The sequence below is a fragment of the Bradyrhizobium sp. Kon56 genome, from assembly GCF_055807635.1.
Map to the genome: position 1 here is coordinate 131273 of NZ_JBVVOU010000017.1, position 22453 is coordinate 153725.

Below are 22453 nucleotides of genomic sequence, written 5' to 3' on the forward strand. Positions count from 1 at the left end.
CGATAAGTGTGGCCCTGCGACGTGTCGGCAACCTGCCAGGCCCGGCGGGTCTCACAATGTTCGAACTAACTCGGCCGCGAGACCGGCCGTCTATTCAGGATCGCGCGGCCACCCCGGTTTTCGTCCGACGTTGCACCTCGGAACACAGCAATAAATCGATCGCCTTCCCAAAGCTCAACGTCGTGCTCGCCACACATTAGCTCGGCTCGACGTCTCGCCGCCTGCTCGTCAACACAGTCGAGCTTTGCGGCGCAGATCACTCGCCGGCTGCTGTCCACCACGAAAACTTTGTACCGCATGATGGCGGCCCCATCCAAAAGGAGGACCATCATCGTAATCGAATGTTCGTCTAAGGCAGTGCTAATCTAAGTGCGGGCGCGCGGATACTTTGTACGTGTGGTAATTCGGCTATACCAACTCCTGGAATTCATCGATCGCGCGGCGTCGCGCGCGTATTGCGCCAGCTCACTGGCGTAATCTCACCGCGTGGCGAAGCGTGCGGCTCGAGCTTAGGATCGAGAAGCCACCAAGCGTCATCAGCAGCACACCTAACCAAGTTGCCGTCCAGCTGTGTGCCTCGTCGTGCGCCTCTGAAATGCGCGCGCCCATCGGCATAGCTGGAGGTGAGCCGGCGAGCGCGGGCGCGAGGAGCTGCTCAACGTCGACTTGGTCCGGCACGGAATGCTCAGGCGTAAGCCGGCCGCTGTGAAGAATGGTGGGGGCCGCTGAACTCATTATGATGCCCATGTCGAGTACGGAAGCGGCATCAGCTACCTTGATTTCGGGTACAGGAGGCTCGGCCGGTGCGGAGCGCAGCAACTCCGCGCGCGCATCAGCCACCGCGCTCTGCCTGGGCCGCGCAGTCCCGTTCTCGTCCAAATTCGCGGCGCGATCTTGGGCCCCGCGATGACGAACTGTCTTCTTCACCTTCGCGATACCCTCCGTCAGGAACCAGCATTTACGGTGGCCGTCGAACCGATAGACCCAATGCGTCCCGTCCGCGGTCGTCCTGTCGGGCCGCGGCAAGCATTCCGCTTGCGCGGAAGACGTCGCGGCGTCTTGGCGAGAAGTAGTATTGAGAAGCTCGGCAAGAGGATTGGATAACGAAGGCGTCGTCCAAAGACCGCCAGCAAGAACGAAACCGGCAAAGCAAATACGCAGTTGACCGGACATAGGAAACTCCGGTGTTGCGCCTCCAACCCGGGCACGACCCTTCGCCGGGACATGGGCCGTGATGCGGCTGAAATCGGGCAGCGCTGTGGGTTCATTGCGAGATTGTCGCTGTATTTGTGGAGATGCGACGGGCCCCGGGACTGGCGCCCGATCCACCTGATGCGCTGCAACGAGACCGCTGCTTTTCTGCGGCGCGCCTACGCGCATCTCGCTCCCAGCGTGGGGAAAGAAGATAATGGAAGAAACGATCGATCCGCTCGATACCATGCTGGCGCGATTGCAGCTCTCCTGCATCCGCGATCAGCTCGACAGCCTGCTCGACGAGGCGGCGCGCGCGAACCTATCGGCGCGTGAGACGCTGATCCTGCTGTGCGAGCGCGAGATCGCACGCAAGGATCATCGCCGCATCGAGATGCGGCGCTTTCCCAACCCTCAAGAAACCAGACTACCCCAACGACGGGAGCACCGTCGTCTCCCGATAGCGGCGCGATAAACCCTCGTTATTCGCTTTTGCCGGTTGAGTCTCAAAACATCTGTTCCGAGGCGGAACATGGAAGGTTGTTGCGCAAGCGCAACTTCTTGCCATGACGCGGAAGGGGCCGCCGGCCTCTTTTCCTTGTGATCAGCTTCTGGCAAGCTGGGACGTTTTCATATTTTAGGAGAGACGTGCGTGACCATAGGTACAGTAAAGTGGTTCAACCCGACGAAAGGTTACGGCTTCATCCAGCCTGACAATGGAGGCAAGGATGTTTTCGTTCACATCTCGGCCGTCGAAAAGGCGGGACTGAGCACGCTCAATGAGGGTGCGAGGGTGAGCTACGACGAAATGAGCAACAAGGGCAAAACGTCCGCTGAAAATCTGAGGGTCGGCTAGCCCATATAGGGCGCTTCATAAGTTAAGGCAGTGCGCTAGTGAGCCCCGCTTATTAGTCTCAAAAATCAAGGCCCGCTGGTTCGCGCTGGGCCGGCGACTCTGCTAACCCAATCCGGTGATCGGTGCCCGCCGATCGCCAACAATCTCAATCAAACTCCGCCGGCTCCCAAGCCGGCGGGTTTTTGCGTGACAATTTACTCAGGCGGCGCGCTCCGATTCCGGCGGCAAGATGCTCTCCAATTGGTTTGCAGGATTTGACATTGCAGAGCAATGGAGTGCCAGTCCGCACGCGAGGCGATGGTGCTTCAACCGCCCGCCACAGCGCTGAGCTTTAAACTTACTTTGTTGCGTCCGCTCGAAGCACGTGCATCATGACCCTGCTGTCGGCAGCGGTGCCGATACGCTCTGCCCCCGTGCTGCGGTTAAGGTGCGGACCTCCAAGCAGCACGGGGGCCGATTTGGCACTGCAAACGCTATTCTAGGAACGTTGCGCTCCAGGCTTGACAAGGAAGATCACCTGGACCGATCAGGCCCATCGATTTGCCTTGGGTCACCTCTATGCATCGCAGCGGCTCCTTTTGATGGCGATAAGCGCACTCGGTACTCCGAACGACGCAGCAGGGCTCGTATTCCGGGGGGACCTTCAACTCAGACTTCAGAGGCCTGATCTCGCGATTGAGGCATTCAGAGGAGCGGTCTCAATTGTCTCAGCGGACGATCTGGAAAACGGTGCATACGCACGTAAAACGCTCGCGAGGCTCCTGCTTGGCACTGTGACGCGCAGGCGTGAAACTCCTCAGCGAGGCCTCGCAGCGCTAGGAAACTCTAGGCGATCGCGATTCACTCGCCGAGATCACCCGCTTGCTGAAGTGAACGTGCGGCCAACTTAAGTCTACTTTCGACAGGCTACTTTCGACGCTTCTTGGTCTGTGGAGGCCGCAAGATCACTACGTCCTCAATTCGACGCACCTCACGGCGACCGGAAGCGCTTCTGCCGCCGGCGCCAAAGGTGTCGGCCTTCATTACGGTGGCGCCGAACGCAAGGCCGGTGACTTTCTGGAGTTCCGCAACACTGAAGTGATATTTCTTGATCTTGTCGTACGGCAACGGCTTCGAAACTGCCTCACCACGAAGCAGAGCCTCGGGAACGTAGTCTATCAGGGTGACTGGTCCGCAACCAAAGCGGTGGCTTGAAGTTCATTGTTCTCGACCCTCAGCAACAGTTTCCAGAATTGCCGAGGCGCCTTGAAGCCGCGCATCTCCTGCCGGCCGCGGTCCCATGGGATGTCGTTCTCGTCGTCGAACACCGCCCCGGTAAAGACGCTGACCCGTTCGCGCTCGGCGCGGGCATTCGTCAGCACGAATTCTTCGAGTGCTCGCCAATAGAGATTTCCACCCGGATGGACAACTTGCTTCTCCGAGGCGGCTCGCATTTCCGCATTCGTGCCCTGCTTGAATATTCCCATGTTGAAGAAACCTACTTGCGGAGAGCAGTTCGTCACATGGAAGGTATCGGCGTTGGCAAATTTGATGATACTTTCGTCGTCACCCCACAACGGATCCTGCCTACGCGTCAAATGGCCTTTCTGGAACATCCGGTTGCGATGCCCGCTCGTTCGCTTGTCGAGTATCTGATTTCCCTGAGCATCGAAGGTTGTCTGCCCCTCGTAGAAGTCCCTCGGCGTCTGCTCGTCGTCGCGGATGCGGTGCTCGGGAAACCATAGCTCGGATGCTTCGGACGCGCCGTCTCCGTCGATGCCCATCATTGGCTCGGTGATCTTGCCCGTCGAGCGGTCGTAGTCCTTCGATGTCGCTCCATCGATGTTGACCGCCGAGACGAAGGCAAGCTTTCGGGCTCCGTTCATGATGACGCTGTAGTGATGGTACTTCAGTTCGTAAGGATCCTCGTTGCGGCCGGCCCTCAGGTTTTTGGCGGCAAGCTTGGCGAGATCGCGCGATAGCTTGGGAAGTGGAACTTCGGCACCAGGAAGGAATTCGGGATCGTAACCATCCCTGTCGGAATAGTCCGGATCGAGTTCGACGCGCGCCTCCGCCGCGCCGGTCCCCGGCGCGGATGCAGCCGCTGAAATCACTTGCGCTAATGGCGCATCGCCGAGCCTAATCGAGACCGACAGTGGAATGTTCCAGGTCGCCACACCGTCCTGGACATGGGCGACCATCGGCGCCGATTGCATCCGCGCCGACGCCTCGCCAGCCGTTTGTGCGCTCGCGGCAGGCGCATCACTGGACAATCCGAGTTGCAATGCCTCGTCGATCAGCGACCTTGGCCCCGACTGAAGCGAAGTCCGCAAAGTGGTAAGGTCGGAGGAGATGGAACTGGCTCGGATTCCTTCATTGACCGTCTTGGGAATCGTCTTGCCGTTCTCGTCTGTCAGTTCCCGGTGTGGCGTACCCCAATGATGCAGGGCTACGAGCGCGAACTGAACGTTGAGTACAGGCGACCCCGAGGACCCGGGCTCGGTGTCAGCAATATAATCCAGCGTCGTACCACTCCTCGCCACCAGTTGGTTCTCGCGAATGACCGCTTCCTTGGGTCGGCCGTCGGGATGTTGGATGATATTGACGAAGTCTCCGAGCTGATGCTTGTTGCGGGCAGCGCTCACGGGAAGATATCCCAACGCCGCAAGCTCCGTGGCTCCGGAAATTCGCCGGCCGAGCGCAACCACCGTGTAGTCCAGATCGTCTTGACTGTTGGTGACGAAGCAGGTGGTCGGTTCGAACTCGTAGGTCGTCGGGGCGAGCATTCTGCCGCCTACATCGCGCTCGTATTCGAACTCTGCGACTAGGGCTGCGGCCTCGGCTTCCGATCCGATGACATGGTTGTTCGTCATCATCAGGCGGGGCGAAATCAGAAAGCCTGTTCCGAGCGGAGCACCGTCCTTCGTGACGATGCGTGCGACTGCCCGCGCCGCTCGGCGGCCGCGCTCAAAGAAGGCGACGTCGACGAAATCGACCGTCTTTCCCCAGATGCGCTCGGCTCCCTCGTCGGGTCTCGCGACGACGCGGGCAGCCTCGTCCAGGGATACGCCAGTTCGGGCCTGCAGCACCCGCACCTTTCGTGAGTTCTCGTATTCTGCGTCGCCAGGCCTTCCCGATTCGATTGCGCTCACGGAATGGCGTATCTGTGCGATGGCGTCGGTGATCCGCTTCCTTGCAGCGTCTGCTATTCTCGGTGGGGCTTTCATCGTGACCTACCTTCAAAATGTAACGCAATCCTCGAACGTCTAAGACAGAACTTCCGCGCGCCAGGAACGAGGGGCTTGGGGTCGATCCAAATCACTTTCCGACGATCATGCTTCTGAATTTCTTCTCGCTGCATTTTTCGCCATCCGTTTTTCCGTCATCGCTCAATATCTGCAGTTCCGAACGGTTCGGAACGAGAAAGAGCGCTTCCGGGTTAAGGCCGGAGAAGTCGATTCCAGCGACCGGGGTCGGGTCATCGGCCGTTCGACCTAACCATCTATAGAGTTTCGAAACACCGCTGCCGTCGATCGGGCCTGCAACGATCAGATAGCTGTCGCCGTCCCTTTCGAGACTCCTAATTCCCTGACCCTTGAGATCGATCTCGATGGGAGCGCCGAGAGATGCACGCGAACCCTGAACGACAGACCCGGGATTTTGGAGCGGTACGATCAACGCCTTTCCGCCCGGCACTGGATTGCGGAATCCGATGAGAAGCCCCCCGTCGGCTGTCGAGGCGAGACCTTCGATGCTTAGTCCGCCCGGAGATTTCGGCGGAAGCTTTCCAGCGTCGGCCAGCCTGTATTTCGCAAGGCTGGGGAGTTTCGCGAGATCGTCGACCAACAGACCGTAGGGCTTTCCAACCGGCGTCACCGTCGGAACCCGCCCGCCCACGATTTCCGTGGCGAAGAACTGTCGGCGACGCTCCTGAACCTTGCCTTTCTTGTTGGTCCCGTGCGACGAAATCCAGTAGATCCGCGATCCGACGACCGCTGATCCCTCCAGATCGGACTCCTTGTCTTCGTCGGTGCCGAGAAACTGCCACACGGGGATCGCCGAGACCGGATCGGGCAGGTCGCGTCGATATATCTGCAGCGTGTTATGCTCGTCGTCCGCGACGATGAAATGATCCTGATCCAGAGGCGCGGCCGCGGACGCATCGCAGATTCCTCGGTAGCTGATTGCGTTCTGCGCATTCGTCGGTGAGGCGATGAGCAGGAAGGCGAGCGCCGCGAGGATCAAAATTTGCGCGCTATCGGGGACTGAAGTCCGCTTCATCGCAATGCCTCTCCCGGGACGTCGGCCATGGTAGGCAAGCGGCGACGCAGGGCCTCCCGCATTGGCGCACTGCCCGTCATATCCTGTTCATCCGGAAACTGGGGACCTTGCTCGGCTGAGCTTGCAACGCGAAGCCCATATTCTCCTTCGCGGTATCGGCGTTCAAGGCCAGCACTGCCCTGATCTCATTGACATCGTCACTGAACAAGACCTTGTCCGTGAACTGCTTGAGTCCGGCATCGTCCAAGTTCAGGCGCTGACGTATCCCGAATTTCAGGATTGAAGGAATGATGACGTCCAGTTTGATTCCCGGCGTCTTCAGCGCCGTGCCTTCGTACGCAGCCTCGGTCTTCCAATATCCGCTTTTGTCAAAGAAAATCATCGGTGTAAATTCCGTTGCCGAGCCCGCGTAATAGTTTCTCTCCACATCCTGGAACACCTCTCGCATCGTTCCGCCGCCTCCCTGGCCATAGACGATGCCTGCCCGCGAATTGTTCACCAGCGCCTCTTCCCGAAGGCTATTCTGGAAATATTTGGCGTAGTGGCTCGCAAACGGCATTGTTGGCTCCGCGCCGTAAAGCCATGTCGGGATCGCCACGCTCAACGGCAGGATCGGCGGCGCGTAGGAGCGCACCTCGAGCGCAGATTGCAGCCAGTCCCTCGCCTTCTCGACGTCAGCGATCTTTTCCCTCTTCACAGTCCCGTCGTGATCGAACAGACCGTCGAGATTTCCGTAGCTGGGATATTTTCCGAGTTTCGCGAGCGCCTTTTCGAGATCCGAAGCGTCGTTCTTTGAAAAAGCCACACCCAGGTGAGCCGCTTCCATGATGCCGGGACCTCCTCCCGTCACGATGAGATAGCCCTCCTCGGAAAGAGTTCTCGCCAAGTGCGCGATGTCAGCAAAGGCTTGCCCGCCCCTTTTTGCAGCGTGCCCTCCCATGATGCCCAAGAGCGGCCGCCTGACCTCCCCAAGAAACCGCTTCAGAGCGTCTGCAAGGTCAGTATCATGATCCGCTTGCGCTTTGCGTATCTCGAGCGATGCTGGTACCGGGCCGCCGTCCTTTTGAGAATTGGCGAAACACCGCGAAATCGCGGGTCAATGTAAAGCCGAGCCGATCGAATGGATTGAAGCCCTCGAGAAGCTGTGCCGATGTGTAGAGCCCTTCCGCACTCTTGAGCTGCATCGTCAACCTTTCCCTGTCGTGAAATCCAATAAGCGCAGTGAAATAAGTCGACCAGCTGTCGTCCTGAATTCCGAGGTGACGCGCGGTTCGAAGATCAGGGCCAGATAGCGTTGAGCAGTTCAGCCAGCCTGGCACCTGCCTTTGCCAGTTGTCGCCGTTTGATAGAGTCTTGGGCTGCCAGATACGCGTTTCGGTCGTCGAACGAGACGGTCCAGTGTTGGGGCGACACGAACTTGAAATTGGCACCCGCGAAAGCGGAGTGAGCCACGGCGACGGTGTCCGAAGCCCATAGAGCCGGCCAATCCTCGACAACTCCTCCGCTTGGCGGGGTCGATCTGGCAGCGGAAAGGAGTGCGGGAGTTGCGGCCTCCCCGAGGTCACCGGGGATAGCGTCCCATTCCGTGTGGAATGGGGTGTGCTGGTCGCGGATATTGTTTCCACCCACGGTGTCGGTCGATGGATCGATGCGATGGACGGCGTCGGGATCCACCAAATGTCCGCGGGTGTCGAGGTACACGGCGGCAACATGCAAGGGCTGGTGAAGATCTCCCAGAAAATGGGAGAGCATGAAAAGCGCCTCCTTCTTGTCCGCTATCGAAAAAGGGGCCGTCGCCGGCCGGTCTTTCAACACCGATATGGCGGCAGAGATTGCGGCAACGAGGTCGTGCTCGTTGGTGCCGAGAAACCCTCGATCGAACCGGTCGCGCTCGATGGCGATGTCGTCGAAATGATACGTGTTGTGGCACCCCCGTTCCTGGCCCGTCGGCGGATAAACGCATTGAGTCCAGTTCCGCCCGACATAATCCTCCATCCGTTTCTGCTCGCCAGAGGTCCGAAACGAAGTGCATGGGATTTCGTACTCCGGATGATCGGGCTTTTCCTTGTATTCGAAGGTGCCGTCGTCGTTTCGCACGACGCTCTTCACGCAGTCGGCCCATGGGCCGGCGATCCGGAGTTCGAAGCCAAGTATTGTCGCGACCTGTAGCTTCGCGCGTGGGTTCAACAACAGATCCGCAATGGATCCCACGATGCGGTGCCCCTGAAATCCCCAGGCGGAGGAGGCGGTCGGACAGAATACCAAAAGCAAGAAATTGAGCGAGAAAATGATTCTGAGCATATGAGCCTTGCTCGTCATCTAAACAACAAATTGTATCGTGCCCGCCGAGGTTGTCGTTGTCAACTAATTCGCGAAGCCGCTGAACCTATCGAGCCGAAATGCTTCGGGCGCTTTGGCCCTTGGATCCAGCGACATGTCCGCAAGCATGGCGCCGATCGCGCTGGCGAACTTCGTGCCGTGACCGGAGCAAGGCGACGCGACCATGATGCGTGGATCATCGGGAAGTCGGGCGATGATGGATTCGTTGCCGTCGTCCGGACGCAAGTCCGCCCTCAGCGTGTTGGTATATAGGCCTTGTTCTCGAATTGAACCGTCGGTACACCCGGCATGAGCCGTGCGAGGATCCGCGAGTCTCACCCACACTTAGAGGGTCGAGCCCGATTACATCGGCCCCACGGCGCGAAAGCGCGTAGAACGCCGAACTTCCCATCACGGCGAGGCCGACTATGGCGATTTCGCATAGCGGTCAGACAGGGGCACCGAGATCCTCCGGCACGGTGATCAAATATTTCGGATCGAGCATTCCGCCTTTCACCAGCATGCGCTTTCCCTTTCCCAAATCGACCGTGTCACGGTCTATCTGCTTCAGCCATGAATGGTTGTGCCGGTCGGCAAACCAAAAGAACAGCCTTTTGACCTTCACGCTTCGGCAATCGTCCAGCAGCTTTTGCAGCTTGCGGGGACTGAGGTTGCGCAAGCCCTCAACAAGCATGTCGACCTGGTGGAAGCTCTCGCTGTTCGGCAGCTCGTCCAGCAGTTCAAGCAACGCGCGCTCGGGCGATGAGACGGTGAGCGGCCATTCGCCCTGGCCCATATCTGCTTGAATGGGCCTGCCTGGAATTCATCGGCGGCTGCGCTGGCGATTGCTCTGGACATTCCGGGCGAAGCTCTTGAGCCCTTCGTCGCCGGATCGGCTTTGAAGAGCGTTGTGCTCTTGCCGAATGTGAAGCGCTCTTTGAGCGGAAGCCTGAAGAGCCATCCGGGCGGAGCATCGGGACCGTACAGATAAACGACAGTCGGCCCTTGAGCCCGGAGGTAGTGCGAAAACCCTTGCAGTTCGAGTGCTGTTCGCCCTCCGACGATCAGGGAGCGTGCAAGCAGTGTCTGAAGCGATATGACGGCCTTCTGCCATGTCAGGGTACCAAGCGGACGCTTGAAGGTCCCACGTGTCGGCTGAACCAGCCAGCCCGCTGAGACATATTGGCTGCGCAAACCTGTCGAATAGCCGTGTTTCGTCATCCACCCGGCATCGACCACGAGGCCTTCCGGGAGGGTACGTTCGAGGAAGTTTAGCTTTCCTCTAGAAAGCTTAGTCATGCTCAGCAGTACGTATAGTTTCAAACTGATAGCAAGTTTATATATTTGCAAATTTGCTAAGTCTGACGATGCAGAAAGATCATTCTCGAAATCCGTCTTGCCGGGCGTGCCAATCCCATTCCGAACTCCAAGGTGCAGCCATGGGTGAAGCAAAGCGAAAAAGGGAAGCCGTCTTAACGGACCGTGTCCGTGCGGTTCGAGGAAGACCGCGCGCCTTTGTTGCTCAAACGGGCAGGCTTGGCACAAGTCGCCCGCTGTCCTTGGACTCAGCGCACTGCCTGCCACGGGACGAGTCGAAAAATGCTACATGAAAGAATTGGGGTCATGTGTTCCCCCAATCTCGGCCGAACACATCATTTCGGATTCTGTCTGCCGCGTATTGATGGGCGACGGCGAGTTCTCGATCGCAGGCGTTCCGTGGCTGCAAGCGGGCGAAACGAAGATCATGGCCCCACCTCAGGCAAAATGCCTTTGTACCAAGCACAATAGCGCGCTGAGCCCGCTCGATGCCTCCGCACATTACTTCTTCGCCTCGCTCAAATCTTATCTCGAACACGATGCCGGGTCGCGACACGCCATTCTATCCGGGCATGACCTCGAACGCTGGATTTTGAAAACTGCCAAGGCAGCGGCTGTGTCCCGGAACCTAGCACGCGGAAGAGAACGACTGTCGGGCGCGTTCTCGCGGGATGACGCAATTCTCGACATGCTTGACGACCCGCGGCATTGGCCCGAAGGGGCGGGGCTGTACTGCACCATGAACACCGGCAACATCATGGAAAACAGGCCGCGCTTTCAGTTCCAGCCGCTGACGGACGAGCAGGATGATATTAAAGCGTTGGCGATTAACATCATGGGCTTTCGCTTCGAGTTGCTGCTCGAAGCGCCTGATCTGAGCAAGCATCCGTCCTTGGCCGGTGCCAGATATCGACCCTGCCGAATCCTGATCTCTTATCCAACATCAACGAATTGGGTGACCCTGAGCTGGGAGGACGGCAAGCAACATCAGGAATTGACCGTCCAATGGCTTCAACCTCGTTGACCCATCGCAACGGACAAACCGTTCTGCGTTGGTCGTCACAAGGGCCGGGATGGGGCGAGCCGCCTATCAGGGCTGGCTGTGCCAAAAAGGCGCCGCCGCTTTGGCGTTTCCAGTTGCAGCTGAGCCAGTCAGATGCGTGTGGAGGCGATGCATGAGCTTCCCGGTCGAGCCCAAGCCCGGAGAGGTGGACGACCGGGGGCTCTTTCTCGTGCAGGCCCCAGACATCCGCACCAGGGTCTTGCCGCTGTTCAGCTTCGATCCGAGGCGATCCGACGACCGCCCCGTCGGCCACGGCACGGCCTTTCGCATCGATCCATGGTCCCGTTGTCTCACGGCATTCCACGTCCTAGAAGATCTCTTCGAGGTTGATGAAGCCGGTACGGGGGCGGTGCTTCAACCAGGGCTGCGGCTCGCAGCGCTCGAGGTCGAAGAGACAGGGTTCGGCCTGATCAGACTACGCGCGGACGCTTGGCGACCACTGGCTGGATCGTACGCCTTCTGCGGCGTCGAGGCCCCGCCGTTCCAGAAGCCGCGTCTTCGGAATCTGACGGAACTGGTCGTGTTGAGAATCCGCCCTGCGACGCAATCCTCCGAGGGCACACCGTACTGGCCGCTCGATCTGCGGCGATGGCGGCCTGTGCGCGGCGAGCGCGTGCTCGCACTCGGCTTCCCGGACCTTGATGCTGAAGAGGGCAGCGAGGAACGACCGATCTCCCAATACCTGTATGGATCTTTCGGCGAGATCACGGATGCGGAGCCGGCGGATGGGGCACGCGGCCGCCCCTGGCCGGTGATCAGAGTCGCCGCCGAATGGCCGGGCGGCATGAGCGGCGGCCCGGTTTTCAACGAGACCGGCAACGTCATAGGCGTGGTCAGCAGCGGTATCGCCGGCGGGACCGGTACGGCAACCTTCTTCTCAGGCTGGAACATGGCCGAGCGGATCTTGGGTTCGATCGATCCCAACAATCCCGGACGCTTCCTGTGTCACGGCGTTTTTGACGATGCAGGCGAGCTCGTCCACGCGACGCAGGATGCTGAGCAAGCGAGGCGTTTCGCCGAGACTCGCGGACTGAGAGACCTCGCCGTCGTTTCTGTCGACCCACACCGGGAAGGCTGGATGCGCGTGAATGGGCGATAGTGACGCGCATGAGTCGGGAACTGTCCCACCGCGACACCTCCCCTTCTAACGAGCGCCATCGCCGGATTGGCCGGCCGCTGGATTACCAAGCAAGAACGAGAAATCGCACTTACGAAGGTCGGCGTGAAGGCGCGCCAGCGCCCGGCCCGGGGTCTTTCCAAACGTCTGGATGCCGCGCTCGTCGTGGCTGAATTGGCAGCACCGGTGGCCATACCGGCCGCGAGCAGCGCATTAGTTCGTGCTTGAACTTCGGGCACGGACCGAATCTCTCGGGCATCAAATCGCCGTCAAAACTGACATCGTGAGCGAGTTCACGCATCGGACCAGCGGACAGGGTCAACTGATAGAGAGTTGCGCCTCAATGCGGCTGTGCTAGTACGCCCACTCTCGAATCGAGGAGCGAAAAGTGGCGAAGAAGGCGAAGAAGACGGCTACGAAGAAGAAACCTGTTCGTCGCGAATACACAAAGGCTGACGTGAAGGAGCTGCGCGCTCATTCGAAAGCGAAGACTCCTGTTGCGAAAATTGCGAAGCTCACAAAGCGCTCCGAAGGCTCACTCCGCCAAAAGGCGCTCAAGCTTGGAATCCGGCTCGGTCATCAGCGCTAGAAGGCGGCATCATGACGCGCTTCAATAGAGTGTTCTCGACCAGAACGTTGTTGCAATCTGCGTTCTTGTCGCTGTTGTCACAATGAAGTTGTTGAGCGCTCATTATGACTTCAGCTGGGCAGCCGCAGCTGCGGTTGACTAGAAGCACACCTTGGCAGGCTGAGCAGAAAAGAAGTGCCATGTCGCAACTAAGTAGGCGAGCCTCTTTGACAAGGCCGACATCTTAGAGAAGTTTGGGATTCGCGCCATCGGCGCTTGCATGCTAAGGTAGCATTGCAATATTCGCTTCCTCCGAGCACAAGAAGTTTGTCTGGCTATTCACCTCAACATTTCTTCTCTGAGGTCACCCTGAAGATACTCCCCGTTGACCAAGCCCTTGCCAAGGCAGATTTGCGCGCACCCAATCTGGCCGCCCTCGTTCCAGATGTTAGCAGCTACACTGCTCTCTTGGCGCAGCCGGAAGGTGTAATCGAGGCGAGTGATCATGGCGTACGCAATCGCGACCGCAGGGAAGCTTTGGGCTCTTGGGTGCGAAAGCCTAGCATTTACAGAGCTCAAGGCTTATCAAGCGGACCTCGCCGACATAGCAAACATCGTCTTCGAGGACATGGTCGAGCGGCCCAACCGATTCCTGGATCCGCTAGTCTACGTCTTTTTGGCCGATTCGATTGGCGGAGCCGCGTCAAAACTGGTTCTGCTCGTTCAGTTCAAAACTCACCCGATGGGCGATGCCTATGAAATTGAACATCTGCACCAAGGCTCGACCATTTATCAGTTTGGAGGCGCCGGCAGCCTGCGCCTGATTTCACTAATATGCTCTGACGCATTCGCTTTCACGGACGCAGACGCTGTTGCAGTATATCAGCGCTCCCTAATTCTGCACATTCAGCTTAATCCCCAACCGCGACAGCACCAGTATCGCCAGTATCGAGAGAAGCTGTTCACCTACGCCGGTGACGAGACAGAACTCATTTGCCTCAATTGGGCGGCCGGTGTGTGTGAGTGGTCCAACGGAAAACAGAAGGCTTGGGCTAACCCTTCGGGGTCCGCGTGGTATTTGCGCCCTAAGGGTTTCGACGCGGGCGACCCGATGATTTGCCATAATCACAAGCGTGGCCTCTACTACACGTGGCTCAATTCTTCACGCGCCCATGCGCTGTTTATCAACTACCTCCCCGGTATCTACTTCATCGAGGCAACAAAAGTTGCGCACACCGGAGTGCCCGCCTCAGTATCTCGCCGCGCAGGTCCTAAGCTACAGCAGGTCTTTGTGTGGGACACGACGACTATCGCACTTTGCGGGCAAGCCATGGCCTCCGATGGCTTTGCCGCTATTCTATCCCAATCAGGCAATGCAAAAAGCGAACTTAAGCGCCTTTACGATGCGAATCCTGTCGCTGCAGAGCGGGCGCTGGCGGTTTGTGCTGGTAAGATCGGCATTGGCGAGTGGTACAAAGTACATAAGCTGGACTCTTTCCGTATCGAAACCACGGAAGTCATCCATCGCATCACTTTTTGCCAAGATACGGACGCTGACGCGGCTGACTTCCGCTCAGGCCGCTTGGCGCGGTGCGCTTCACTTTGGCAAATGCTCTCCGATGGAAATAGGCGCCCTCCTGCACTAGCTGACTTAGAAGGGGGGTTCAGCATGGATTGGCGAGCCTCCCATCCGCACCAAAATATTATCTCTGCTGGAGGTAAACGCGCGACCGCGATCTATCTTGGAGAGGAAGCGGACGATGCGATCGTCAAGAGAATTGCCACTCAAATGTCGGAAAATCTACGGCGAACCTCTGCAAGCGATGACGATTCGATATCATCACGCCAGCGTCTAGTAGTCTGGTTTCGACGTCAGGGGAATCTTCATCGGTTTAAGGCGGATCGATACATTAGATTTGATGATCCTCGAAGCACATCAGATCTCGATCTAACCAGGCAGAATTAATGATGACGCCAACAGAGATGACGTCTCTTGTCCGCGAATATTTCCCCGATGCGCAGCGCATTGGCGATAGCGTCGTGCAGTTCACGCGGCGTGATGGCTCGCGGCCGTTCGCGATTTGCTACCTAGATTGTGGACACGCAATTCCGAGAACGCTTTCCGATCTCCGATCTTATCAAGACCGGATCATTGGCCAGCATTATTTTGAAGGGGCAAAAAGTCTCCAATGGAACAACTATCTGTATTTTATCGCGAGCGATGATCTACTTAGCTCGGCCGAGTCGATGCACATACGGGGCCTTTTGGAGCAGGATCGCACTTATGCTCGGAAATTTCTCGTAGCCGAGCGAGAGCTTGGCGGCATTTTCCGGCCCCGTGCAGTCGCGCCTGAACAGACGACCAGGCCTAGTGTTCTTACCATCTGGAACAGCAGCCTATCGGAAGCTGGCCTCGGCCGCGCCATTTGGGGCGATCTCGATATGCCGAAGCGGATGTCGATAATTGAGACGGGAAATGTGCAGAAGACGACAGCACCAAGTCCTTCCACGCAGGCCGCAGCTCTTCCTGGGCGTCAGCTCAATCGCTTGTCACTAATCCACTACAGACCCTACCCACTTGAGCGGCATTTTGATTTCGGAACAGTGAACTTAATCACCGGCCCTAATGCGGCTGGCAAGACCTCCTTATTGGAGGCCATCGAACTACTTTACTGTGGTCGTAACAAACGTTCGCCCAGCGACAAGCCGGATTATGAGTTCCGCGCAACATTCGCCGACGACGAAACAGAGCTCGCCGACGATGGTCGGCCGATTAGACTCTTCCGGCAGCGAAATTTGAGCTGGTATGGACAAGCCGAAGTGCAGACCAACAATCTCTACTCCAGCTTCGCCCGTTTCAATTTCCTCGATACAGATGCGGCCGTCCGCTTGGCTGACGAAGCAACAAAGCTCGACGACGAGCTGTCAAAGTTACTGATCGGACCTGACGCTGCCAAAACATGGGACAATATAGTTAGAGTTAACGAGCATGCGAAAGCGCGCCTGAAAAACCTGCGGGAGGAAGAACGAGCGATTCAACGTCAAGTCACAGAGCTCGAGAACCTCCTCTCCAGCTTGACTGAAGGTGCGAGTTCGGACCCGATAAGAAACACTCTCGTCGACACGCTGCGAGAACAGGGGTGGAAGGTTCCCACCGCAGAGAGCGCAGAGGAACTGGTTGCTCAACTTGTGGGTCCGCTGTCGGCGCTTTTGGCTATAGCGCGGCAGGCAGCTGCTCTGCCGCTTCCAGCGACGCCCTCGCGAACAGTCCTGGAACGCTTTGCAAGGTCGATGGACGCCTCGCGGCAGAAGATCGCGGCTGACATCGATTATTTGGCGGGTTTAGAGCGCGAAATTAACATTAGCGTCAGCGAAATTGAGCGCGCCGACGCGGCGTCTCTAGTCCTGCAGCGGGCAACTCGATATGCCGCAGCAGGAATACCTGCCCGGCTTGTGCACCTCAACAGGCTCCGGCAGGCCATGGCCTCTGTCCTTGATCGGCTTGGAGGGATAGATCAAGCAGCAATTCGGGCGGCCGCAGCGCAAAATCCTGAAGTTGGGGCTTCTCAAAATCTAGCGCGTGCTTCCGTAACACGCAGTCAGATCGGTGCCAGTTTGGAAAGGGCGCAAAAAGATTATAGCCAACTTCAATCAACTCGTGAGAGATCCGCGAACCTCGTCGAGGAGCTTAAGATTACCGCGCTAATGCTTCTCGGTGAAACACGCAACGAGACTGAATGCCCGCTGTGTCATACTCAATTCAAAGCGGGGGATCTCATCGCCCATATCAATTCCGAGTTCAGCGCGTCAATATCTAAAGAGGAGGAGCGAGTTCTCACGCGAGTGCGCGAAGCAGAAGAAGCCGGCGAGTCTGCGGCGTTGGATGAGGTCGCGGCCAGATCTTTCGTGATCTTCGCAAACCGGGCGGGATTGCCGGTCGATGCAGCGCTAGCGAAAATAGCCGCAGCGATAGAAGCCGATAATGCCGATCTCTCGCAGTATTCGGACTCGATAAAGTCCATCCAGCAAGATCTGGAGCAAATGGACGAGCAGGGACTTCCATCGAGCGAGGTCGAACCTACTCGCGTCGAACTTGTTAAGTTGCGTTTTCCGTTGTCCGACTGGACGCAGGGTTCTATCATACAAGTATCTAGGGCCATTGCTTCATTCCGCCAAAACCAGCACAATAACCTTCAGGCCTGTGCTCAGAAAGCCGAAGAGCACAAAGCTCAGATCGGTGCAGTGTTGAAGGAGAGAATTGAAACCATCGAGCAGGCGAAAGTCAGTCTCGCCGCTCTTGAGCAGAATAGTGCGTCGGCAGCCAGTTTGGCGTCGAAACTTGCGGAGATCGGCGACACTTTCACAATCCCAAAGACCAAGCCGCTAGGGGAAGTAGCTGTAGAAGCGGAGGCCGTTAGACAGCTCGCCTCTGAGCTTGAAGCGGCGATACAGCGTGAAAGAGACAACAACATCATTCAGACGCAGACTGCAAACAGGAAGGCGGCGTTGACTGAGGCTCTCGGGAAGCTGCTGCCAAGGATCAGGCAACTTTCAGGATGCGTGAATGTTCTGCAGAGGCTGCAACGTGAACACTCATTGCACGCCGCAATGCAGGAGGCCATCAGCCACAATCGTTTAGCCATCGAGTCAATCTTCGGTCAGATTCACGCTCCACAAGAATTCGCAGGGCTAGGAGACGAAGTGACTACGCTTCGTCGCTTAGACGGCACGCTCGCGAAGCTTTCCGATATCAGCACGGGACAGCGCGCGGCTCTTGGACTTTCGATGTTTTTGGCGCAGAACATGAAGCTTACCCACGCTCCACCTATCATTCTAATTGATGATCCGATTGCTCATGTCGACGATCTGAACTGTCTTTCCTTCCTCGATTATTTGAGGGAAATTGCATTATCGAAGAGGCGGCAGATCTTCTTTGCTACGGCAAACGACAAGCTCGCTGCAATGTTCGAACGCAAGTTCGACTTCTTGGGGGAGGCCTTCCGCAAGATTGAACTGCATCGGGAGAGTGTGCCTCAATATTCATCCTGACTAGTCGTCCGTTAAGAAGGCGAATTGAGCGGGGCTGGACCGGCCAGCACGCGGCATAGTCGGACCAGGAACAGGCACAAGAGTTCTCTGAGCCAGGCTAGGATGCGGCGGAAGTTGTGGCCGACGGCTGAGAGGATGACGTTGGCGGCGTCTCCGGCACGGCCTTTGAGGTAGCAGCGACCGAGGTGACCTTCGGTCTTCATGTGGCCGATGATGGGCTCGATGGCGGAGCGGCGGCGCAGCTCGCGCTTGATGACGCCGAAGACGCCGCGCTTTTGGCCGGAGATGAAGACGCGACGTGGATTTTGAGCATCGTGGCCGCGGTATCCCTTGTCGACATAGGCCCGCTCGATCGGACATCCGGTGAGCGTCTCGGTCCGGTCGATGACGTTCCGCAAGGTGTGACCGTCGTAGGGATTTTCGGGCAGCGAGCTGGCATGCAGTACGAACAGGCCGCCGGGAGCTCGGCGATTGTTGGTGACGATGGAGGCCTTCACGCCGAACTCGTAAGGGGCTGAGGCCTTGCCTTTGCCGATGCACTCCACCTCCGGGGCATGAAAGGAATAGAGCATCCAGCCGCGCTGGCGCTGCTGCTGGGAGCGGATCTGGCTGGCTCGGCCAAGCGGAAGGGCGAATGCCTCCTCGAGGGCTGGCTGGCCCTCGATCTTGCGACGGATGTCGCGGATGATCCGGCCCAGCCGGCTGCGCAGGATACGCAACTGCCGCTGATGCCGCCCGAACTGTTTGGCATGGGCGTAGCGGCCGGCCATCATCGCAGCGGCCTTCGCCACGCGAGAATAGGATTGCCGGAGCCTGACGCTGTGCCTTCTCGCCAGGCGGTTGAGGCCCTGGATGGCCGCATGAAGCAGCTTGGCGTCGGTCGGGAAAGTGATGGCCTTCGGCTGCACCGTGGTGTCGATCGTGACGCGCTTGAGGTCCTGGCTGCGTAAGGCGCCGGCTTCGTGCGCCACCCGCAGGCTCTCGGCCAGCAGCAGCTCCAGCTTGTCGCCGAGCCGCTTGCGCCAATGGCTCAGGTCCGAGCGTTCGTGCGGGAAAGCGTGCCGGAAAAACTCTTCGCCGGTGAACTGGAAATAAGGGTCGTGGACGCAGCGCTCGCACACCCCCTCATCGGACAGCCCGTAGATATGCTTGAGCAACAACAGCCCGATCATGAAGCGGGTCTCGATCCCCGGCCGGCCGTTCTCGCTGTAGAGCGGCGCGATCTCGCCGTCGATGCAGTCCCAATCGATCTTGCCGGCAAGCAGAACCAACTCGTGCTTCAGATTGTATTGCGCGCGGCTGCCACCATCAGTGTTGAAAATGTTTAAATCCCCTAATCTGCAAAGCTCATTTTAGGCGCTTCCTAATTATGACTGAGTCGACATCCTCAAATCCAGAGCCTCTTTGCGGGCGCTTTCTTCTGCTTCCAGAGATCCGAGAGGGAGGGATGGGCACGATCCAAAAGGCCGTCGATCTGAGATCCAGTCATTTCGTTGCGGTCAAACGAATGAAGCAGCACGCTGATCAGGAGCGCTCCAATGCATCTTTTCAGCGCGAAGTCACTGCCCTGGAGCGGCTCAAGCATCCAAATATTGTTGAGTTGATTACGGTTGATCGCGATTCCACCGGACGCTGGTTTCTCGCCATGGAGTGGATTGATGAAAATCTGGAGGACTGGATTCTTCGTCGCGGGGCGGTGAGCTGGAATGCGTTTCTCAAGAACATCGGCTAGCGCTCTTGGAAAGCTGGAATCTTAGAATTGGGCGTGGGGGCGACTTTAATGCCGCGGTGATGAACTCCTCCAAAATCATTGCAGCAACCTGTGTCGGCATCGCTGGGACAAAAGGTGTCGACGACGTCGAGTTCGATCTGTGCATCGTGGATGAAGCGTCAAAAGCAACGGCTACAGAAATCCTAGTACCTCTGGCAAGGAGCCATCGATGGATCATCGTTGGCGATCCGAAGCAGTTGCCTCCATTTTTTGAAGACCTAGGCGAAGAGCTGATCGAAAAGTTCGACGAAAAGAGAGAGATTCGCGCGACCGTACTCGATCGAATGATTGCCGCCGCTCAAGGGCTGCCGTCGGCATGCCGTGCAGAACTTAAGATCCAGCGGCGAATGATCGAACCGATAGGCGATTTGGTGAGCGCATGCTTCTAGGACAAGACACTCCGGAGTCCCATTAAATCTCATGGGTTAAAGCTCACGCCCGAAATTGAGGCGCCTATAACTTGGTATACGACGTCCAAGGAGCCGCGAAGAGCGGAACGGCAAATTGGAAACACGTTCGAGAATCCGCTTGAAGTAGAGTGAGCCCGGATGGTCCTGGATCGTCTGGAGGGAGCTGGACATCGTCAAGCTAAGCAAATCACAGTGGCGGTCAGCGCCTTGGCTGCTGCCCCGCCATATCCACCACCGCGATCTCGCGACACAATGTTGATGCCCGGGTGCTTCGATAGCCACGCCCGAACGGTCGCAGTTTCCCTGTCGGGCAGCAGGGGAACGATCCGCCGGCGCTCCAAATCGCACACGATGGTCCCGTACCGACGATTTCTCCGGAACGCCCAGTCATCAATACCCACAACAAGCAAGGGATCCATCGGCATCGCCGTCCGCCGGCGGACCACCCGCAGCAAGGTATCGTTGCTGATGGCAGCATGAGCCGCTTGGCGAAGCTTGCCGCCGCCCGGCCGCCGAGCGCCAACCCCAGGTGATGGACGATGTGTTCGAGCCGTGCCGTCCGACGCCGTCGAAGCGGAACGACGCCTTCTCCGAACCGCTCCGCGAAGATCCGCCGGCGGCAATGCAGCACCTCACATGTGAAGCGCCGCGTGAGTAATCGGAGGCGCACCTTTCTGCCCGCTGATGGCAAATCGCCCACGTGCCGGATGTAGCGGCTATGGACTCGGCGCGATAGTGTCGCGCACAAAGGGCACTGGGCCTCCGCAGCCTCTGACCGAACAGCCAGAATAACCGAATCCTCTGAATCACTTACGCCATCAAACACCAAACCACTCGGTCCTAGCGATGAAATTCGAAAGCCTGTCCGCATGGCGCCGATTCTCCGTTGAAGAACCACAGTCGCCGGCGAACTTCATCAGAAATGAGTCAGAGCCAATATTGCAAACGATGGCGTAATTGCGGTCGGCGCCCGCGGCACGAAGGGTCCGCTATCTTCTAGTCTTCCGCAATCTTACGAATCGGAGGGGCTATGAAGCAGTATGTTGGGCTGGATGTCTCGCAGAAAGAAACGTCAGTATGTGTGGTCGACGAGGTAGGTCAGGTCTTGTTCGAGGGAAAGGCCAAGTCCGACCCCGGGACGCTCACGGCACTGCTTCGCAAGCGAGCTCCACACGCCGAGCGCATTGGTTTTGAGACCGGGGCGATGGCGAGTTGGCTTTGGCACGAGCTTCGTAGGGTTGATCTTCCAGTGGTCTGTATCGACGCTCGGCATGCGCACGCGGCGTTGTCAGTGCGCATGAACAAAAGCGATCAGAACGATGCTCGAGGTCTGGCCGAACTGGTACGGGTTGGGTGGTATCGAGAAGTCAAGGTCAAGAGCGAGGAAAGTCAGAAGATCCGTGCGATACTCGTGGCGAGATCCCGGCTCGTGGCCATTCGTCGAGATATCGAGAACCAGGTCCGCAGTCTCATCAAAGAATACGGCTTGCTGTTCCCCCGTGCGATCGGCCTGCAATTCCGCAATCAGGTTCGCGAGCTATTGGGTGAAGATCATCAGCTCCTCAGTGCGGTCGCGCCGCTTCTGTCGATCCATGAGCAGATCTGCAAGCAACAAGGCACATTCGACAACGAAGTCCGCCAGTTGGCGAAGTCGGATGAGACGACGCGTCGCCTGATGACGGTTCCTGGTGTTGGCGTGGTGACTGCCTTGACGTTCCGCAATACGATCGATGATCCATCGCGCTTCCGATCCGCATCAAGCGTCGGCGCCTATCTGGGTCTTACACCGCGGCGCAGCCAATCTGGCGAAACGGACATCAACGGAAAGATATCCCGATGGGGCGACCGTCTGCTCCGGGCTTACCTGTTCGAGGCGGCGACGGTGCTGCTTTATCGCACCAAGAAATGGTCTTCTCTCAAGGCTTGGGGAATAAAGCTTGCCAAGCGAATTGGCATGAGAAAGGCAAAAGTCGCCATCGCCCGCAAGATCGCCGTGATCCTCCACTGCGTCTGGGTCGATGGCACACCGTTCGATTGGGATCAGGCGAAGGAAGCCTGATTTTATTTATTAGCTCCTGGTCCGGTTCGCCGGACTGGCGATGTCCCGCTGGGAAGGTGGTTGTGACGACCTCGTTCATTCGGCTGGTGGCGGCTTGACCGTACCCCGCTGCAGACGTTGAGGCGTCCGCCCCGGACATCATCATGAGGCGCTGCGCGACCTCGGAAAGGACCATGACCCCAGCGATGGCATCAGGCTCAACGCCGCCAAACCGCAACCGGACTGGCATCGTCATCACCCGCGCTCGCCCTGTCTACGCAATGGCGGGCTCCGACAGGTCGAGCGCTACCGCCTTCAAGAAAGGAGACACCACTTGACATCAAACCGCAATTAAAGGGCCGAATGACATCAACGGCGTCGAATGCTTCGAAAAAGCTAAGGATGTTGTCGTCGAATGATTTGGCATCATTCGAAAGACTGCGTGGACTCCTCCAAAGCGACAATGTGACAACTGAAACGAAAACTTGCAACTA

Annotated in this window: 16 protein-coding genes and 4 pseudogenes; 10 read left to right on the plus strand and 10 right to left on the minus strand. The window is 57.9% G+C overall.

Features of this window, described 5'->3' with window-relative positions; translation table 11 throughout:
* Window positions 1-465: 465 nt before the first annotated feature.
* Window positions 466-1173: a hypothetical protein gene (locus AC0L3B_RS25095; protein WP_204512275.1), complete on the minus strand. Its 708-nt coding sequence runs from the start codon at window positions 1171-1173 to the stop codon at window positions 466-468.
* A 235-nt stretch (window positions 1174-1408) separates the two neighbouring features.
* On the opposite strand from AC0L3B_RS25095, the pseudogene AC0L3B_RS25100 reads away from it, so the two are divergent.
* Window positions 1409-1588: pseudogene (locus tag AC0L3B_RS25100) on the plus strand (ATP-binding protein); the annotation flags it as partial.
* 255 nt (window positions 1589-1843) lie between these two features.
* Window positions 1844-2047 (plus strand): cold-shock protein, encoded by a 204-nt coding sequence (locus AC0L3B_RS25105; RefSeq protein WP_085360348.1) that lies wholly within the window; start codon window positions 1844-1846, stop codon window positions 2045-2047.
* A 906-nt stretch (window positions 2048-2953) separates the two neighbouring features.
* On the opposite strand, the gene AC0L3B_RS25110 is transcribed toward AC0L3B_RS25105, so the two are convergent.
* The 7 genes and pseudogenes from AC0L3B_RS25110 to AC0L3B_RS25140 form a co-directional block, all read right to left on the minus strand.
* Window positions 2954-3154, minus strand: coding sequence for a hypothetical protein (locus AC0L3B_RS25110; RefSeq protein WP_473381176.1), 201 nt, complete (start codon window positions 3152-3154; stop codon window positions 2954-2956).
* Between the two features lie 50 nt (window positions 3155-3204).
* Complete coding sequence (locus AC0L3B_RS25115) at window positions 3205-5253, minus strand: DNA/RNA non-specific endonuclease (protein ID WP_473381177.1); 2049 nt, start codon at window positions 5251-5253, stop codon at window positions 3205-3207.
* A gap of 91 nt (window positions 5254-5344) precedes the next feature.
* A complete protein-coding gene (locus AC0L3B_RS25120) occupies window positions 5345-6271 on the minus strand; it encodes a DUF3616 domain-containing protein (protein WP_473381178.1) in 927 nt (308 codons plus the stop codon).
* Between the two features lie 112 nt (window positions 6272-6383).
* The gene (locus tag AC0L3B_RS25125) at window positions 6384-7256 is read right to left on the minus strand and encodes a hypothetical protein (RefSeq protein ID WP_473381179.1); all 873 of its coding nucleotides are present in this window, start codon (window positions 7254-7256) and stop codon (window positions 6384-6386) included.
* A 55-nt stretch (window positions 7257-7311) separates the two neighbouring features.
* Complete coding sequence (locus AC0L3B_RS25130) at window positions 7312-7491, minus strand: hypothetical protein (RefSeq protein WP_473381180.1); 180 nt, start codon at window positions 7489-7491, stop codon at window positions 7312-7314.
* 94 nt (window positions 7492-7585) lie between these two features.
* Window positions 7586-8608 carry a S1/P1 nuclease gene (locus AC0L3B_RS25135; protein ID WP_473381181.1) on the minus strand — a complete coding sequence of 341 codons (1023 nt, stop codon included), beginning with the start codon at window positions 8606-8608 and terminating at the stop codon, window positions 7586-7588.
* A gap of 466 nt (window positions 8609-9074) precedes the next feature.
* Window positions 9075-9925: pseudogene (locus AC0L3B_RS25140) on the minus strand (type IV toxin-antitoxin system AbiEi family antitoxin domain-containing protein).
* Between the two features lie 307 nt (window positions 9926-10232).
* On the opposite strand from AC0L3B_RS25140, the gene AC0L3B_RS25145 reads away from it, so the two are divergent.
* The 5 genes from AC0L3B_RS25145 (at window position 10233) to AC0L3B_RS25165 (ending at window position 17740) form a co-directional block, all read left to right on the plus strand.
* Window positions 10233-10967, plus strand: coding sequence for a hypothetical protein (locus AC0L3B_RS25145; protein ID WP_231190330.1), 735 nt, complete (start codon window positions 10233-10235; stop codon window positions 10965-10967).
* 151 nt (window positions 10968-11118) lie between these two features.
* Entirely contained in the window at window positions 11119-12105 is a 987-nt protein-coding gene (locus AC0L3B_RS25150; RefSeq protein WP_204512270.1) for a S1 family peptidase, read from the plus strand.
* A gap of 406 nt (window positions 12106-12511) precedes the next feature.
* Window positions 12512-12712, plus strand: coding sequence for a hypothetical protein (locus AC0L3B_RS25155; protein ID WP_057848204.1), 201 nt, complete (start codon window positions 12512-12514; stop codon window positions 12710-12712).
* Between the two features lie 484 nt (window positions 12713-13196).
* Window positions 13197-14657 carry a hypothetical protein gene (locus AC0L3B_RS25160; RefSeq protein WP_473381182.1) on the plus strand — a complete coding sequence of 487 codons (1461 nt, stop codon included), beginning with the start codon at window positions 13197-13199 and terminating at the stop codon, window positions 14655-14657.
* Window positions 14657-17740 carry an AAA family ATPase gene (locus AC0L3B_RS25165; RefSeq protein ID WP_473381183.1) on the plus strand — a complete coding sequence of 1028 codons (3084 nt, stop codon included), beginning with the start codon at window positions 14657-14659 and terminating at the stop codon, window positions 17738-17740. The genes AC0L3B_RS25160 and AC0L3B_RS25165 overlap by 1 nt, the downstream gene beginning before the upstream one ends.
* Window positions 17741-17751: 11 nt before the next feature.
* Here AC0L3B_RS25165 and AC0L3B_RS25170 read toward each other — a convergent pair.
* Window positions 17752-19026: pseudogene (locus tag AC0L3B_RS25170) on the minus strand (IS5 family transposase); the annotation flags it as partial.
* 83 nt (window positions 19027-19109) lie between these two features.
* Between AC0L3B_RS25170 and AC0L3B_RS25175 the strand changes: the two are divergent.
* Together AC0L3B_RS25175 and AC0L3B_RS25180 are read left to right on the plus strand one after the other, a co-directional pair.
* A complete protein-coding gene (locus tag AC0L3B_RS25175; protein ID WP_283842360.1) occupies window positions 19110-19472 on the plus strand; it encodes a protein kinase domain-containing protein in 363 nt (120 codons plus the stop codon).
* Between the two features lie 5 nt (window positions 19473-19477).
* Window positions 19478-19900 carry an AAA domain-containing protein gene (locus AC0L3B_RS25180; protein WP_204512266.1) on the plus strand — a complete coding sequence of 141 codons (423 nt, stop codon included), beginning with the start codon at window positions 19478-19480 and terminating at the stop codon, window positions 19898-19900.
* Window positions 19901-20109: 209 nt separating this feature from the next.
* On the opposite strand, the pseudogene AC0L3B_RS25185 reads toward AC0L3B_RS25180, so the two are convergent.
* A pseudogene (locus tag AC0L3B_RS25185) lies at window positions 20110-20792 on the minus strand (ISL3 family transposase); the annotation flags it as partial.
* 159 nt (window positions 20793-20951) lie between these two features.
* On the opposite strand from AC0L3B_RS25185, the gene AC0L3B_RS25190 reads away from it, so the two are divergent.
* A complete protein-coding gene (locus AC0L3B_RS25190) occupies window positions 20952-21980 on the plus strand; it encodes an IS110 family RNA-guided transposase (RefSeq protein WP_204512265.1) in 1029 nt (342 codons plus the stop codon).
* Window positions 21981-22453: the final 473 nt, after the last annotated feature.